Annotated in this window: 17 protein-coding genes and 1 pseudogene; 13 read left to right on the top strand and 5 right to left on the bottom strand. The window is 60.5% G+C overall.

The features are described from left to right. Positions 1-391 precede the first annotated feature (391 nt). The 4 genes from O9Z70_RS11475 to O9Z70_RS11490 form a co-directional block, all read right to left on the bottom strand. On the bottom strand, positions 392-2,005 hold the full coding sequence (locus O9Z70_RS11475; RefSeq protein WP_099547405.1) for an AAA family ATPase: 1,614 nt from the start codon (positions 2,003-2,005) through the stop codon (positions 392-394). A gap of 72 nt (positions 2,006-2,077) precedes the next feature. Further along, positions 2,078-2,917 carry a hypothetical protein gene (locus O9Z70_RS11480; RefSeq protein WP_099547406.1) on the bottom strand — a complete coding sequence of 280 codons (840 nt, stop codon included), beginning with the start codon at positions 2,915-2,917 and terminating at the stop codon, positions 2,078-2,080. A gap of 66 nt (positions 2,918-2,983) precedes the next feature. After that, positions 2,984-3,478: a TIR domain-containing protein gene (locus O9Z70_RS11485; protein WP_099547407.1), complete on the bottom strand. Its 495-nt coding sequence runs from the start codon at positions 3,476-3,478 to the stop codon at positions 2,984-2,986. A gap of 10 nt (positions 3,479-3,488) precedes the next feature. After that, on the bottom strand, positions 3,489-4,358 hold the full coding sequence (locus O9Z70_RS11490; protein WP_286019358.1) for a DUF4231 domain-containing protein: 870 nt from the start codon (positions 4,356-4,358) through the stop codon (positions 3,489-3,491). A 191-nt stretch (positions 4,359-4,549) separates the two neighbouring features. On the opposite strand from O9Z70_RS11490, the gene O9Z70_RS11495 reads away from it, so the two are divergent. The 6 genes and pseudogenes from O9Z70_RS11495 (at position 4,550) to O9Z70_RS11520 (ending at position 9,092) form a co-directional block, all read left to right on the top strand. Beyond that, positions 4,550-5,905 (top strand): IS1380-like element IS1247 family transposase, encoded by a 1,356-nt coding sequence (locus O9Z70_RS11495; RefSeq protein ID WP_078527637.1) that lies wholly within the window; start codon positions 4,550-4,552, stop codon positions 5,903-5,905. Positions 5,906-6,166: 261 nt separating this feature from the next. After that, positions 6,167-6,982, top strand: a complete 816-nt coding sequence (gene sul2, locus O9Z70_RS11500) for a sulfonamide-resistant dihydropteroate synthase Sul2 (protein WP_001043260.1) — start codon at positions 6,167-6,169, stop codon at positions 6,980-6,982. Between the two features lie 86 nt (positions 6,983-7,068). Beyond that, positions 7,069-7,242, top strand: a pseudogene (locus O9Z70_RS11505) (phosphoglucosamine mutase); the annotation flags it as partial. Between the two features lie 344 nt (positions 7,243-7,586). After that, a complete protein-coding gene (locus tag O9Z70_RS11510) occupies positions 7,587-8,114 on the top strand; it encodes an antirestriction protein ArdA (protein ID WP_099547408.1) in 528 nt (175 codons plus the stop codon). A 194-nt stretch (positions 8,115-8,308) separates the two neighbouring features. After that, positions 8,309-8,524, top strand: coding sequence for a transcriptional regulator domain-containing protein (locus O9Z70_RS11515; RefSeq protein ID WP_099547409.1), 216 nt, complete (start codon positions 8,309-8,311; stop codon positions 8,522-8,524). Then, entirely contained in the window at positions 8,463-9,092 is a 630-nt protein-coding gene (locus O9Z70_RS11520) for a DUF2285 domain-containing protein (RefSeq protein WP_199122727.1), read from the top strand. The genes O9Z70_RS11515 and O9Z70_RS11520 overlap by 62 nt, the downstream gene beginning before the upstream one ends. Positions 9,093-9,111: 19 nt before the next feature. Here the strand turns inward: O9Z70_RS11520 and O9Z70_RS11525 are convergent, their stop codons facing one another. Then, a complete protein-coding gene (locus tag O9Z70_RS11525) occupies positions 9,112-9,399 on the bottom strand; it encodes a DNA -binding domain-containing protein (RefSeq protein WP_099547411.1) in 288 nt (95 codons plus the stop codon). 464 nt (positions 9,400-9,863) lie between these two features. On the opposite strand from O9Z70_RS11525, the gene O9Z70_RS11530 reads away from it, so the two are divergent. The 7 genes from O9Z70_RS11530 (at position 9,864) to O9Z70_RS11560 (ending at position 15,995) form a co-directional block, all read left to right on the top strand. Next, positions 9,864-10,133 carry a helix-turn-helix transcriptional regulator gene (locus O9Z70_RS11530; protein WP_099547412.1) on the top strand — a complete coding sequence of 90 codons (270 nt, stop codon included), beginning with the start codon at positions 9,864-9,866 and terminating at the stop codon, positions 10,131-10,133. Next, positions 10,134-11,210 carry a replication initiator protein A gene (locus tag O9Z70_RS11535; RefSeq protein ID WP_099547413.1) on the top strand — a complete coding sequence of 359 codons (1,077 nt, stop codon included), beginning with the start codon at positions 10,134-10,136 and terminating at the stop codon, positions 11,208-11,210. Positions 11,211-11,268: 58 nt separating this feature from the next. After that, positions 11,269-11,787, top strand: coding sequence for a DUF2840 domain-containing protein (locus tag O9Z70_RS11540; RefSeq protein WP_099547414.1), 519 nt, complete (start codon positions 11,269-11,271; stop codon positions 11,785-11,787). Beyond that, positions 11,784-12,329, top strand: a complete 546-nt coding sequence (locus O9Z70_RS11545; protein WP_099547415.1) for a S26 family signal peptidase — start codon at positions 11,784-11,786, stop codon at positions 12,327-12,329. Before O9Z70_RS11540 ends, O9Z70_RS11545 begins: the two co-directional genes overlap by 4 nt. A gap of 34 nt (positions 12,330-12,363) precedes the next feature. Beyond that, positions 12,364-12,699, top strand: a complete 336-nt coding sequence (locus O9Z70_RS11550; protein ID WP_099547416.1) for a DUF736 domain-containing protein — start codon at positions 12,364-12,366, stop codon at positions 12,697-12,699. Next, a complete protein-coding gene (locus O9Z70_RS11555; RefSeq protein WP_099547417.1) occupies positions 12,696-13,628 on the top strand; it encodes a lytic transglycosylase domain-containing protein in 933 nt (310 codons plus the stop codon). The genes O9Z70_RS11550 and O9Z70_RS11555 overlap by 4 nt, the downstream gene beginning before the upstream one ends. 861 nt (positions 13,629-14,489) lie before the next feature. Beyond that, positions 14,490-15,995: a DUF3363 domain-containing protein gene (locus O9Z70_RS11560; RefSeq protein ID WP_502870197.1), complete on the top strand. Its 1,506-nt coding sequence runs from the start codon at positions 14,490-14,492 to the stop codon at positions 15,993-15,995. The last annotated feature ends 23 nt before the right edge of the window (positions 15,996-16,018 follow it).

Below are 16,018 nucleotides of genomic sequence, written 5' to 3' on the forward strand. Positions count from 1 at the left end.
AGCTCCATCAGCAACCGAACGCGACGGGAATCGAACATCGGAAATGCGCCGCCAAGAACCCTTATGTTTCAATGGTCTACACGGCTATTCACTAAAATGGCTTAGTCATCAGGTCCAGAGAATAAGGGGCGGGAGAGCGCACGTTCGAGCATCCTGGCGATTGAGCCAGTGTTCAGCCCCATCGCTATAACCCCTCGAAAACAACAAGAAATCCGGCCGCAGGCGGATCGGGAGAACACTTTCGCGGAGGCAAGTGGCGGGCCGAAGCCGACGAAACAGAGAACTACACCTACGCTATACCCCTCCAAAATGAAACCTGAAAATCACATTTAACTACTTGAAGCAATGAGGATTTTTATCCTGCGATTCGTACAAAAACCTCTGTAGATGATCATGCAGCGTCAATGTCAGATTTGAGAGTCCCGAACAGTGCCTGAAGTTCGACGAGGGCTTCGGGATCGTCCATCAGCATTTTTCGCACGGAGTTTTCGTACTGGGTTCTCCCTTGAAAACCGAGCTTGATTGCGATCTCGCGAAGGGCCGGCGTCTCACGCACAGGATATTTCGCGATTATCATGCTGAGATCGCCATCGTCGCATGCTTGTGTTAGGCGCGCGACCTCTTCCGCAACAACTGTTGGTACATCAATCGTAATCTCAATCGGCTGCGCTTCCGCGATATCTGAGCGCTTCGGCAGTTTGCTCATCAACTGCTGCCGAACAGACGCTTCTATCACCCGCTCAGAGAGACGTTGAATGTGTGATCGAACAGCGTTGATCGCCGCAACCTTAGCCTGCTCAAGCAATTGGTTCGTATCTGCCCCTGTCATCTCGTTTTGACGAGCCGCAAGGCGTTCAAGAACCAAGGTGTTATAATAAATGGACTCAACAGCGAAGACAGATACCGCGTAAACACCTTTTGCTTTTAGTTCGGCAATTGTCTCTTCCGGTCGACGGTCGTTATCTACAATTCCAAACGCTCTCAGCCAGTGCAGTTCATGCGCGTCCCTGATGCTGGATACTGCATGCTCAACATCGCGGCAGGTGGACTTGGGGATCACCGACACCTGAGGAAATAGAAGACTATAGAGAGGCAGGTCTAAGCTGGCTTCGGTGCCTTCGATGAAGAGCAGCTTTCGGCGGTTGCCGAGAACGTCCTGCTTCAACTGATCATCAATCTCACCGTCCGCGTCCAGCAGGTCGGCATCCCAATTCACGACATTCGACTCTCGGTACGTGCAGCCACGGATCAGGAGTGTTCTAGCTTCGCGATTATCTAGAGGAAGCATCACATCGTGCGTGGAGATGACAAACGCGCAATCTACCCGTTTTGAGAAAAGTAGTGTTAGCAGCGGTGATATGATTGACCGATGCAGGTGCCGCTCTGGTTCATCAATGAATAGGATTGATCCAGGCTTGCACGTTAGGACGTTTGCTGCGATCAGAAGCGCGTTTCGCTCCCCATCCGAGAGTTCGGATATACTATATTTCGTTCCCCCGTTTCGTGATGCCATGACCTGTTCGGATTCTTGAACGGATATCTCCACAGGGATGTTCGAGAGGCGGAGAAGTTCATTTATGATCTTGATGGGGGCGTCTTTCTTCGACAGCGCCAACGCAAGATCCATATCCTTGTCGTCTACAGCTCCCGCTATTGAACGCGCCCTTACATTTTCAGCGTCAATTAGGTCATATATTGCGACGCTCGCTCTCTGTGCAGAATAGTCATCCTTCCAGCGCGAATGTGGGTTCGCATCATCATTTAAAATATACGTCTCTGTATTCTTCTTTTCATGCGCTGAAAGGGTTAGAGCATTTGATTGAAACCAAGTCTGGCGATGCGCTGAAATTCGTCGGCCATTTTTCCGATGTTGAGAGTAGAATTGTTGGAGTAAACTGGATTTACCTGTGCCATTCGCTCCAAGCACATATAATGCCTGCCCAACGTCGACACTGAAGTTAATTGCTTCCCCAAGCGGCAAAGGCACAGAAAAATCGAACGCCATCTTGCAACACCCCCAGCTTCAAATCGCTACCATCTAGGATAGCTCTCGACAAACTTATCCATCGATTTTCATCTAGTGTCCGAGGATGGTCTGCATCTTGCTTTGCAACGTAGCAGCTAGAGCACCGCGCCCTTCGGCATTGTTAAGGTAACGGACATGGCGAAGGTGCCGCAGATCGAACGGAATGTCGTGCTCGCTCTGCGTGATGAGAATCACCTCACGCCCAAGCGTGTGCGCAATGCCCGCCTCATAGAACACGTTTGGGTTTCTGCCGGTGCAGTCGCATACGACGACGCGCGAACGGTCGATGAGGGAGACCACGTCCTGAATGATTGCCGGGTTCTCCCAAATGTCGTCCGCCCGCCTGCAACGAAGGCCAGCATTGCCAGCGCCAAGTTGGATGGCAGCATAAACATCATTGAAGCCCGCATCGAACGGCATCATCACTGATGCTAAGGCAGGCTCGATGTTTTCATGTTCGGGGATTTGAAACACGGCCGGGCGCTGGCGGCGGGGGCGCACGTTGCGGAGTAAGAATCTATAGAGGTCAACGTCCTTCACCGCCCAGTGATTTCGTGAAAACTCGAATTCGTGGGGCATGTGCAACTCTGCACGGTTCGCGTGAATCATGCTGTTCTGAAGCGGTGGCACCTCCGCGTCGAAGCCGACTTCAAGAGACACATCCCTGCCGACAATGCGCGCACGGTTGATCTGACCGATATAAGCGGTTTCGTCGGTCGTGCCTTCTTCGCAGAACAAGCACGGCAAAGCGGTGAGACGATCTAGAAGAGGGTTGCCGCCTTCGCGAAACTGCTCGGTGATGTGGTCATCCGTGTATTCAAACATCCGCCCCATAGGGACGGTGACTCTGCCCGAGGGCCAATCGACGTTGAACATCAAGAGATTAAACATTGCTCCCCCAAGCAATTTGGAATGGGCCTAGCTTCCGCGCTTCTTGTAGGGGCCTGCCTCATCCAATCAGCTTGCATCGAACTGAGTATAATGCCTAGCGCCACCGTTTCTATCGGTATAGCTGAGCCGGCTAAACTCGCTCGGCCAGTTAGCCATCGCGTGCTTCAATGCAGAAAGCTTATATGGGATGTGAACGACACAGCCCTTGTCGCGAATGATTGCGGGACATCTGTTGCTATCTTGTCGATTTGTTTCATTCAAATTTGCCGCAATGATCGGCAGGCCAAGCTCAAGGGCAAGCTCCAATTCCCATCGCACATACTTGTATAGATTTTTTGTTTTTTCACCTACCAAGACAACAACAGCAGACGAATGCCTCATCCTCTCGCGCAGCTTCGATTTGACGTATTGCTCATCTTGTGCGCGGCCTGTCATTGTGTCCAGATCGTGCGCATTTTGATACGTGAAATCTATATTTCTATTGGCCTTCCAGCCGTTCATGTAGGCATACGCCCATTTATCATTGTCGCCGTCAAATACGACATAAGCAGCGCCAGACATTTATTCCCCCTCAGTCCGATTGCCTTGCAAGCCACAAGGTATGTTCTCTTGAAAATGCTTTTTCCGCATCATTCACAAATTCCGAGAACTGTTCATCAGATCTCATGTCGTCTGTTAGTGCTTTAATCAAGCCGATTTCATGTGCGGTTACTGTGTAAGCGGCAGATAGCTCATTAAACTTTTTAATTTGCATCCAGCCTACGATGGAAGCTGCGACGACAATGAGCGGCTCGATTGGCCAATATTGCCAACTTGGCAAAGCGATACGACTTAAGGCCATCGAACCCGCGATGACGTAACAGGCACCACTTATCCATACCCACATCCGGGAAGCATTGCGATTGGCCTTGGATTTCCGCCTATACCAGCTCCGCTGATCCTCGACACGATTCTTTAGATAATACGCCATTCTGTCTTCGCGGGTTTTAACTCGCACGGCGTCCATGGCCCGGGTGATTTGGTCATTTCCAGACCAATCGTCCGTGATGCGTTTCGCGGTTTCTATGTTTTCGCGAAAAATTGTATTCAGTTGGCCTCGAAACTGCGTCCTTGCTTGTGCATCTTCTCCCTCGAAAGGTGCGGCGTGCATCATATACCGCCAAGTCAATGTTTTGACGCTTTCAGCTAATGCGCGGCATCTATACCACCACTGCTCCGGTTTACTGTGCGCGCGAGCAATGAGGATGACTAATCCAACAACGAAAACTCCCGCGTAAAGCACGTAGTAGATGATATCATTCATGAAGCTCATGGAAAATATCGCTGCAAAAAACAACGCAATGTATTCGCCACGAATTAGCCGCAGAAACGTTCTTTGATACATATTGGAAGCGTTGTCTGCGTCTAGAAATAGCGCAGGGAAATCGTCGTGATTCATCATGCCCCTCCCGTCATCGTCGCAAATATTATTGTTGCGTCCTGCACGGAGAAGCAAGCGCCATCGCGACAGTGCCCTAGAAATGCCAGAATATTCTGGCCCCACATTTCCCAAGTAAGGCGCTGATTTCGCTGTCCTGACCATTATATTTCCTATATAAAACATGGTGTTGAAGGCTGCGAGGGGCGCGTTTCATGGATCACCCAGAGGGTGCGGGCTTGCAACGGGCAGATCGTGTGGATTTCGACCCTCGCGTGCGGCTGGAATTTCGCGGCACGCAGCTCAGTTCCGACGGCGGCCTTCTGGTGATGCGCGAGCTTGATGACGCGCTCGGGTTGTCCGATTTGGCGTCAGCGGCGCTGCGCGATACTCGCTCTGGCAAGAACACGGTCCATCGGCTCGACGGCCTGTTCCGGCAATCAGTCTTTGGGCGGCTGGCCGGATACGAGGATGTCAACGACGCCAACCGTCTCGCCTGCGATCCGGTCATGCGCCAAGTTGTCGGCGGCAGAGCGGTCGATGCACAAGCGGCCTCGGCATCGCAGATGGGACGGTTCGAGACCGAGACGCTGGCTCTGGCCGGGAACCGTGCCGCGCTGGCCGACCTGAACGGGCAATGGATCGACCGGTTCCATGACCGTAACGGGCTGAAGTACATCGTTCTGGACATGGACAGCTCGGTCAGCCCGACCCATGGCGACCAGGAAGGGTCCGCCTGGAATGGCCATTTCGACTGTAGCTGCTATCACCCCAACTTTCTGTTCAACCAGTTCGGGATGCTGGAACGCTGCGCCCTGCGCCATGGCAACGTCCACAGCGCCGATGGCTGGCGTGATGTTCTCGACCCCGTCATTGCGCGCTACGCGGAGCGCGACCTTGGTGGCAGGTTCTTCCGGGCCGATGCTGCCTACGCGATCCCGGCGATCTATGAGCGATTGGAAGAAGCGCGGTTCTTCTACGCCATCCGGCTGCCCGCAAACGCGGTCCTCAAGGACAAGATCGCGCATCGGCTAACGCGCCCTGTCGGGCGGCCGTCACTGACCAAGGTCAAGCGGTTCTTCGAGGAATTCGAGTATCAGGCGGCGTCCTGGGACAAGGAACGCCGGGTGATCGCCAAGATCGAATGGCATCCGGGCGAACTGTTCCCGCGTGTCGGCTTCATCGTCACCAACCTGCCGATGGAGCCGGACTGGGTGGTGCGGTTCTACAACCAGCGCGGCACCGCCGAGCAGCACATCAAAGAGGGCAAATACGCCTTTCGCTGGACGCGGCTGTCGTGCCGGAAGTTCCGCGACAATGAGGTGCGGCTGCAACTGCACGCCCTGGCGTACAACCTGGCCACCTTCTTGCACTGCATCGAGCTGCCCGAGGCCATGGCCGACTGGTCGTTGACCAGCCTGCAACTGAAGCTGATCAAGATCGGGGCACGTGTGGTCCGTCACGCCCGCACCATCACCTTCCAGCTGGCCGAGGTCGCTGTCACCGGCACGATGGTACGCGCCATCCTCGCCGCTATCCGCCGATTGCGAGCGCCACCGCTATGCGCATGATCGCGATCCACGCTCAAACTGAACGAAAGCGGCTGGACAGATCTGTCCGCTGCGCTGAAAAACGCCGCCCCTGGGCAAGGAAACAGCGGCTTCGCGGTCTGATCCGTCCAGATCCAGCAGTCTGCGCGACCGCAGGTGCCGCTTGCGGCAGAAAATCCTTGTCTAGCGCTCGGATACAGGCGATCTTCACCTCAAACGACACGCCACTTGGGGAATGCAGGATGAGACTCATGCTCGATTATTATTATTATAGAAGCCCCCATGAATAAATCGCTCATCATTTTCGGCATCGTCAACATAACCTCGGACAGTTTCTCCGATGGAGGCCGGTATCTGGCGCCAGACGCAGCCATTGCGCAGGCGCGTAAGCTGATGGCCGAGGGGGCAGATGTGATCGACCTCGGTCCGGCATCCAGCAATCCCGACGCCGCGCCTGTTTCGTCCGACACAGAAATCGCGCGTATCGCGCCGGTGCTGGACGCGCTCAAGGCAGATGGCATTCCCGTCTCGCTCGACAGTTATCAACCCGCGACGCAAGCCTATGCCTTGTCGCGTGGTGTGGCCTATCTCAATGATATTCGCGGTTTTCCAGACGCTGCGTTCTATCCGCAATTGGCGAAATCATCTGCCAAACTCGTCGTTATGCATTCGGTGCAAGACGGGCAGGCAGATCGGCGCGAGGCACCCGCTGGCGACATCATGGATCACATTGCGGCGTTCTTTGACGCGCGCATCGCGGCGCTGACGGGTGCCGGTATCAAACGCAACCGCCTTGTCCTTGATCCCGGCATGGGGTTTTTTCTGGGGGCTGCTCCCGAAACCTCGCTCTCGGTGCTGGCGCGGTTCGATGAATTGCGGCTGCGCTTCGATTTGCCGGTGCTTCTGTCTGTTTCGCGCAAATCCTTTCTGCGCGCGCTCACAGGCCGTGGTCCGGGGGATGTCGGGGCCGCGACACTCGCTGCAGAGCTTGCCGCCGCCGCAGGTGGAGCTGACTTCATCCGCACACACGAGCCGCGCCCCTTGCGCGACGGGCTGGCGGTATTGGCGGCGCTGAAAGAAACCGCAAGAATTCGTTAACTGCACATTCGGGATATTTCTCTATATTCGCGGTTCAGCAGGCATGTCCCCTTTGAGGGCGACCCGACGACAGGATAATCGACCTTATGGTGCGCAAATATTTCGGCACAGACGGTATTCGTGGCAAAGCCAACGAAGGCGCGATGACGGCGGAAACCGCCTTGCGCGTCGGCATGGCGGCTGGCCGTGTCTTTCGTCGCGGTGACCACCGCCATCGTGTCGTGATCGGCAAGGATACGCGCCTGTCGGGCTATATGCTCTGGCATGTCCATCCCTCCACGCTTCCGTGTCGGGGCATTGTCATTGACTGCCCTCCGGCTCTCTACAGCTACAGCGCAATGTGGAAGCCCATTCGCCTCCGGGCCGGCGCGGCTGCCGCCGCGTGACCATCAACAAATTTGCTAAGGGCCTTGCCCTCGCGCCAGCAAGGTAAGTGAAACCGTCCGGGGCGGTATCCCCAGCCTTCCGCGCTTCGCTTGTGCAGACCGGGTGATCCCCCTCCACCCCGGCCGCCCTTGCTCGTTGCTACCCCAGTCTCGGCGACGGCCAGAAGGTCAGGCGCGGCGTTCCGCTTCGCTGACCTTCAGACCCGAGGAACAGAGACATGACCAGCCCAGCCGACAGCAACCCCCGCATCTATGTTGCCTGCCTTGCCGCCTACAACAACGGCTATCTGCATGGAGCGTGGATCGACGCGGATCAGGACGCAGGCCAGATCAGGGACGAGATTGCCGCGATACTTGCCCGTTCCCCCGTCGAGGATGCGGAGGAATACGCCATTCATGACTATGAGGGTTTCGAGGGCGTCAGCATCTCCGAATATGCCGGCATCGACAGCGTGGCACGGATGGCTGCTTTCATCGCAGAGCATGGCGCACTTGGCGCGGGCCTGCTGGAGCAGTTCAGCGGCGACATGGACCAAGCCGAATCCACCTTGGAGGACTGCTATCATGGTCAGTTCGCCAGCCTCGCCGATTACATGGAGGAGTTGACCTCCGAGAGCATCACCATCCCTGAGGCGCTGCGCTACTATGTCAATTGGGAAGCGATGGCGCGCGACGCAGATATGAGCGGCGACTTGTTCACCATCGAGACGGCGCACGGCGAGGTGCATGTGTTTTCCAGCAGATGAGAACATGACTGCCTGTCCGTGCTCATACGGGCAGGCGTCGCGGAATCACCGGCTGTCGCCAAGCCAAAAATACTAAAAGATGTTCGGGTTAGCCGCTCAAGGTATCTGCTTTGAGCGGCTTCTATATCTGCAGTGATCCTTGAACCTCTTTTTGCCGGGCGCTGCTCAGCATCCCGGCTTGGGGAGGTGACGCCATGCTCAGCATCGATTGGCGATCTCCGGCGGCATACGGGCACACAAAGCACATCCCTGCCGCTGGTTTCGCTTGGGAATACCTGCGCCGTAACGACGAATATCGTCGGGACTGCCAGACCATCGCATTGACCGGAGGGGCGGCTGCCCGCGAGCTTGAAGAGTTCGCGCATCGCTGGGGTTTGCGATTTCCCCTGCGATCCCGACGCGCCGCATGATCGGCAATCGCCGATCTGGAATCCGCGCCTTCAACCGCAAGCCGTGATGTTGTCGCCGGTCGATCACAAGGACGACGACACCGAACCAATATTGACGCTGGCGCATCTCTACGGCCTCGACCTGCGCCGCGCTGCCGATGGCTGGCACGGCATCTGGCAGGTGGATGGCGTCAAACACCAATTTTGGCTGCCCGAGGCAACGCCGGGCGCGGGCGCTTTTTATGCCGCTACGCTGCCGATGGATTCATTTCTTGAGCTGCGCGTTCACGCGGTCCGCCGTTTCTGGCGATCCCTCAACGGCCGTGCGCCCGGTCCCGACTTCCGGGCGATCCCCACCCAGCTCCGGCAATGGCACATCCTGTCCCTGCGCGCGCTCGACGCGCGGTTGCGCGGCGAAAGCTATCGCACCATCGCTGAAGTCCTGCTCGGCTTTCGTGGCACCAAGGAGGATTTTGAGAGCGATCCGCGCAAGAACAAAGCTCGCCGCCTGGTCGCGCACGGCATCAAGATGATGCGCGGGGGCTATCGCCTCCTGCTCCACTATCCGATCAAGCCCGACAAGCGTTGATCGTTCTCGGCTGTTGACCTCACGCCTTGTTGGCTGCCGCCTGTTCCAGAATCTTCCGATAGCCCTCGCGCGACAGCCATTGCGCACGTTCGAGATGACTTTGCCAGCAACGGCGCGTCCGAAGTTCCTCGACCACCGGATCACGGTGCAGCACGATCCGCGCGACTTCCTTCCAGTCCGCGTCCTCGGCCTTGGCATCGAGAAGGCGCAGATAGGTAACGTAGTGCCGTTCGTCATAGGCGGTTATGGCGTCGCCGGTCGGCGCTTCATCGTCCACATCGGGATCGAGTTCGACGGGCACCTTCATAGTCATTCCCCGCATCCGAGAGGCTGTGTCTGCGGTGCGCCCCCGCAAACGATTCTCTCTGACTCTTGGTGATCGGGGAGTTCGAAACCGCTGTTACACGGCCCCATGGCCTTTAGCTCGGAAAGCCTGTTGTATACGCCACAGGCTCCCCGACCATAAGGTCAAGGAGTTTGGTGCCGTCACGGCCGGCACCAACCGGTAACAGAGGGGTTTCGACGCCCCAGAGCAGCGCGTCTGCTCCATCCACATTCTTAGCCGAACCGCGTGCGAATGTCTTCGCCTATTCAGCGCGGCAGGCGATGAGCCGCTGAAATCCCTCATCTATTGGCCGCGCACCGCCCCGAAGGGGGGTGCCGCCAGCGCATAGGCGCAAATGCGGCACGCTACGCGCCGCCGATCCCTCGCCAAGGTTCGCCACAGTCCGCTGCCGTCCCCGGCAGCCCAATTCCGACTGGAGGTGATCCATGCCCAACCCGCTTGCGGGCCTGCCGCCGCGCCTGTTGCGCACCAAGGAAGCCGCGCGCTTCCTCGGCATATCCGTCCGAACCCTTGAGAAACATCGCACCTATGGCACCGGGCCGACCTATCGCAAGGTCGGCGGCCGCGTCCTCTACACCGTCCGCGATCTGGAAGACTGGAGCGCGACGGGCGAGCGCAAATCCACCCGCGACAAGACCGCCGGCACCGTTTTTCCCGCGCGTCCGCTCACGCCCGAAGAACGGGGCGACTGCTAGATGCTGCGCGAGGACGATCACGACCCCGCGCGGCCGGCCGAGGACAGCGAGCGCAGCCGCCTCGACCCCTTCGTGGTCGCAACGGGCGACGCGCCGCCCCGCGACCAGCGCGATTTGATGGAACGGCCGTTTTTCTCGCTGGCGAAGACCCCGCGCACCAAGCCGATTCTCTACAAGGCCGCCGACATAGAGGTGCAAGTGTTCGGGATGCCCGAGCACGGCATGGCGACCATCTGGGATGCCGATGTGCTGATATGGGCGGCCTCGCAGATCGTCGCGGCCGAAAACAACGGCCTCACCACCTCGCGCTTCGTCCGGTTCACGCCTTATCATCTGTTGCGCGCCATCGGGCGGCCGACCGGCAATCACCAATACCGGCTTCTGAAAGCCGCGCTGGCGCGGCTGCAATCGACCGTCATTGCCACCACGATCCGCAACGGCCCGCATTGGCGTCGCCGGCAATTCTCATGGATCAACGAGTGGGAGGAAATGACGACGCGCGCCGGCCGCGTCGAGGGCATGGAGTTCGTCCTGCCCGAATGGTTCTACAATAGCGTCATCGACCATTCGCTGGTCCTGACCATAGACCCGGCCTATTTCCGGCTGACTGGCGGCATCGAGCGATGGCTTTACCGCGTCGCTCGAAAGCACGCCGGGCACCAGCGCCACGGCTGGATTTTCGAGGTCGCGCACCTTCATCAGAAATCCGGCAGTCTCGCGCGGCCGTCCGACTTCGCGCTGGACCTGCGCCGGATAGCGGCCCGCCAGCCGCTCCCCGGTTATCGCCTCCAGATCGAGCGGGGAGACGGCCGCGAGCTGCTGCGTATCCGCCCCGAAAACTTATCAACAGGCACTGTTGATAACCCTGTTAATACCATCGGCACATCAGGCGCACGGGGTATCGGCACATCAGGCGCATCACTATCGGCAGATCAGGCGCACGAACCGCAGCTAACGCTTTGGCCTGAAAAGCGGAATCCGACCGCTAACTTATCTAACAGAGAATCTAACTCTTTTTCTTTGACGCGCGCGCAGGTGAAGCGTGGTGCCGGTTCTGCCCGGAGGAGCGAGCCATGATGGCCGCGCTCGACGCGCTGCGCCCGAGCGGCCCCCAGCACATCACCGGAGACGAACAATGACCCGTCGCGCCCATCGCAGCGCGCACGGCCGTCCGCTGCCGGACGGGCCTGCGCCCTTCACAACATTGGTCGAGCTGACCTTCGAGAAACGCAAGGTCGAGCACTGGATACGCTTCGGCCGCAAGAGCTACGAACAGATCATCGACCGCCGCCGCAGCGTCGTCGGCTTCGCGCCGGGCAGCGTCTTCACCTTCGTCCGATGGGCATCTGGCGAGCATGGCACGGTCGTTTCCCGCATCGACATTGTGCGCGCCATCGGTCGGGGCGAGCCGTTCCAGACATTGCCGTTTGTGCGCCCCGGTGGCGAAATCCTGTTGCGCCTCGATAGCTGGCCCAAGGTGCAGCGCGCGCTTGCAGCCATCGACGCCGTGGATGCACTCGGCCTCGATCCGGCCGACGCCTCGCCGGACCACTGGCGGCACGTCCACAACCGTTTGACCGCCAATCTGGAGCCGCACGCCTACACCCCCGAGCGACACGCCGCTTGGCTTCATCGCCGAAGGATCGACCCATGACGCGCCGCCGCACTCTCACGGCGACGGCGCTGGCCGTCATCGGCGTCGCCACCGGAGGCATGGTCGATTGGCCTGCGAAACTCATCTGGAACGCCACGGCCAGCGCGCCCATCGGCTTCTACACCGTCGAGCCGGCCGACGCGCTCGACGTGCCCGAGCTGGTCGCCGTCATGCCGCCCGAACCACTCGCCGCCTTCATGGCCGAGCGCGGCTATATCGCGCGAGGCGTCCCGCTCTTGAAGCGCGTCCTCGGCCTGCCGGGGCAGCGGGTCTGCCGCATCGGCCGCACGATCACCGTTGACGGGATCGAGATGGGCGAGGCGCTGGAGCGCGACAGCCTCGGCCGCGATCTGCCTGTCTGGCAGGGCTGCCGCGTTATCGGCGACGACCAGCTTTTCCTCATGAACTGGGACGTCCGCGACAGCCTCGACGGCCGCTATTTCGGACGCACCCCCGCAGCTTCCGTCATCGGCCGAGCGGTCCCGCTCTGGACCGATGAGGAAGGCGTCGGCCGCTACGAATGGCGCGCGCAGACGCACTGAAACCACCCCCGAGAACCAACCGCAGGAGATTTTCATGGCAGAGATAGGCACCTTCACGCGCACCGAAACCGGCTATGCGGGAGAGCTTCATTCGTTCGGCCTCCACGAGAAGCTGTTCATCGTCCCGGCCAAACCGAGCGATGTGAAGAACGCGCCCGACTATCGCGTGCGTCTCGATAGCGAGGATGGCCCGGACGCCGGCCCGGCATGGAAAGACTCCAGCGAAAACGCTGGCGAGTTCGTCTCTATGAGACTGGAAGGGCCGATCTTCCCGTCTCCGATCCGCGCCAAACTGTTCCAGTCCAATGACGATCCTTCGGTCTGGACCCTGCGCTGGAAGCACCCCCGGAAGATCGAGGACGAGGAATGAAGGCCGCGCGCGTCCGGCCCGCCATCCGGTCAAAGATCGGCATCCCTTTGTTCGCGGAAAAGCCGTCTCATCCCTTCGTCCCGCTCGGCGACCAGACGGCCGGCGCGCGCAGCGAAGGTCAGGGGCGGTCATCGGCCGGCGCTTACGCCTTGCCCTTGACCGCAGCGAGCACGCTGGCAGGCTGGCGGCGAAGCGGAGACAGGCCGGTATGGCATTATGCCGTCCTGCTGCTGGCGGGGGCGCTTTCCGTCTGCACCGGATCGGGCGTCGCTGTCGCGCAATCCGCGTCGGTTGAGCGCCCGGCTGTCGCCCATCCCTATGCGGCGCACATCGCCGAGGCGTCGCAGCGTTTCGGCATCCCCGAGCACTGGATTCGCGCCGTGCTGCGCGCCGAGAGCGCGGGCGATGTGCGCGCGGTCTCAATGGCCGGCGCGATGGGATTGATGCAGGTGATGCCCGACACATGGGCGGGCCAGCGCGTCCGCTGTGGCCTCGGCCGCGATCCCTACGACCCGCGCGACAACATCATGGCAGGCACGGCCTATCTGCGCGAGATGTTCGACCGCTACGGCAATGTCGGCGCGATGCTTGCGGCCTATAATGCCGGTCCCGGCCGCTACGACGAGCACCGCGCGACGGGCCGACCGCTTCCCGCCGAGACACGCGCCTATGTCGCCGCGCTCGCCCCGATCCTTGGCGGCGCGGCTCCATCGGATGCGCCGTTGCAACCACCGGCACCGCCGCCCGATTGGCGCGAGGCACCACTATTCGTCATGCGCCCGGCCGACACGCGGGCTGCCAGTGCGCCGCCGTCCGAGGCGCAATCTGGCGACGGCCGCGCTGCCGTTCCGGCGCACGACCCCGCCCGTGCGGAGCCGCAGGACGGCAGCATTTTCGTGGCGAGCGCCAGCGACGGGGGAACGCCATGAGGGCGGCGTTCCCGCGCTCGGCGGCGCTGTTTTCGGCATCCAGTCGGGCAGGTTTGCGCCCGGCTGGATTCCCGGCAGGTGGGGCAGAAAGGCAGAAAGGGCGGAGGGCAAGATTAAAGAAGACGGCACCATATCGGGCCGCTTCTGGAAATTATTGTTGTCTGCACACTGGTTAGGTTGCCGGTTCCGGCACCATGGTTTTGAGGGGCCGCGTGCCGCGATTTCGCGCAAAGCCTTGGCTTTGCAGGGTTTCGAGCGGCACCATAGGCCGATATCGGCCGTTTTTCGGCGGTTTCGTCAGGAGTCGCGCCCGTGAGCGCCGACGACGAAAACCGCTTCCGTCCGAAGCCCGGCCGCATCCGATCCGACACGCCGAAGGCCGGCAAGACCAAGAGCTTTTTCACGCAGGTCAAGAAGATCACCCGCCAGCATCAGGCGGCAGCCTCCCGCGATCCTTCCATGCCGTCATCCGCTCGCCCGTCATCGCCGGGGCGGTCCCGCGCCATGGTCGCCAGCGGCAAGGGCGTGAAGCGCGGGCGTGGCACGAGCTTCGTGCGCGCCCGGAACATCTCCGGCCACTGGCATCATCGCCAGCCGGGCAGCCGCCGCGTGATCGTCAAGCAGCGCAGCATCCGGGCCGCATGGAAGGGCGGCCGCGCCCGCGCACATCTGCGCTATGTCCAGCGCGACGGCACGTCACGCGATGGCGAGCGCGGCAGGCTCTATTCGGCGACCGAGGACCGCGCCGATGGCGACGCCTTCCTTGATCGCGGCAAGGACGACCGCCACCAGTTCAGATTCATCGTCTCGCCCGAGGACGGCGCGGAGTTGTCGGACCTCACGGCCTACACCCGCGATTTCATGAAACAGGTGGAAGCCGACCTCGGCACGAAACTCGATTGGGTCGCCGTCAATCACTACAACACCGGCCATTCCCATGTGCATGTCATTGTCAACGGCCGCGACGATACGGGCGGGGATCTAGTCATCAATGGCGACTATCTGTCCGCTGGCCTGCGCGAACGCGCCAGCGAGCTTGCCAGTCTGGAACTCGGCCCCGTCACCGAGATCGAGCAGACCCGCAAGCTGTCCGCCGAAATCGACCAAGACCGTTTCACCCGCATCGACCGCGCCATGGTCGAGGAAGCCGATGCCCGTTTCCTCGACCTGCGCCATGAACCGGCGGAGCCGAAGCGGCAGTTCGAGCGGACGCTGCGTTTGCGCAGGCTCGGCAAGCTGGAGAAGATGGGGCTGGCGACCGAGCACGCGCCCGCCGTTTGGGAATTGAGCAAGGACATGGAGCCTGCCCTGCGCGAGCTAGGCGAGCGTGGCGACATTATCCGCACCATGCAGAAGGCGCTCGGCCCGCAGGGAGGCGAACGCGATCCCATGAGCTTCCAAATCCATGACGGAGCGCCCGAGACGCCTATCGTCGGTCGCGTCGTGGACAAGCACCTGTCCGACGAGCTGGGGGAGAACCTGACCGTTGTGGTGGACGGGATCGACGGCCGCACGCACCACATCGCCGGCATCGCGCCCGAGCGGCTGGAGGATGTCCGCATCGGCAGCGTCATTGAGGTCGGCCCGGCCGAGGCCACGGCCCGACCGTCCGACCGCTCCATCACAGCCATCGCCGAGGACGGCATCTATCGGCCGAGCCGCCATCTGGAGCAGGCGAAGTTTGAGGGCCGCGTTCCGAGCGGCGACTATGAGGGCTATGTCGATGCCCATGTCCGCCGACTGGAGGCGCTACGCCGGGCCGGGATCGTCGAACGCATCGACGCAGATCAATGGCGCATTCCCGATGATCTGGTCAGCCGCGCCGCCGTCCATGACGCCGGCCGCGACCGGCAGGCCAGCGTTCGCGTCCTGTCCCCGTTCGATCTAGGCAAGCAGGTCGGATCGGATGGCGCGACCTGGCTGGACCGGCGATTGGTCCATAGCGAAACGGACGATCTTGCGCCGGCCGGCTTCGGACAGCAAGTGCGTGAGGCGATGGACCAGCGCCGCGAGCATCACATCGAAGAGGGCGACGCTGCCCGAGCGCGGAACGGCCGCATCTTCTATCGGCGCAGCCTTCTCGCCACCTTGCGCGAGCGGGAGGTCGCCCGCGTCGGCGCGGAGATGGCCGAAAGGAAGGGGCTGCCGTTCCGCGCCGCCACGGACGGCGAGAACGTCAGCGGCAAGTTCACCGGCACCGTGCAGCTATCGAGCGGCAAGTTCGCGGTGGTCGAGCAATCTCATGAGTTCACCCTTGTCCCTTGGCGGCCAGTCATCGACCGCCAGCTCGGCCGCGAGGTCATGGGCGTCGTGCAGGGCGGATCGGTGTTGTGGCAGCTAGGGCGGCAAAGGGGGTTGGGACTTTAGAGCACCTGAAACGGCGTTGCGAC

This window comes from Devosia sp. YIM 151766 (assembly GCF_030285925.1).
In the GTDB taxonomy this organism is placed as follows: domain Bacteria; phylum Pseudomonadota; class Alphaproteobacteria; order Rhizobiales; family Devosiaceae; genus Devosia.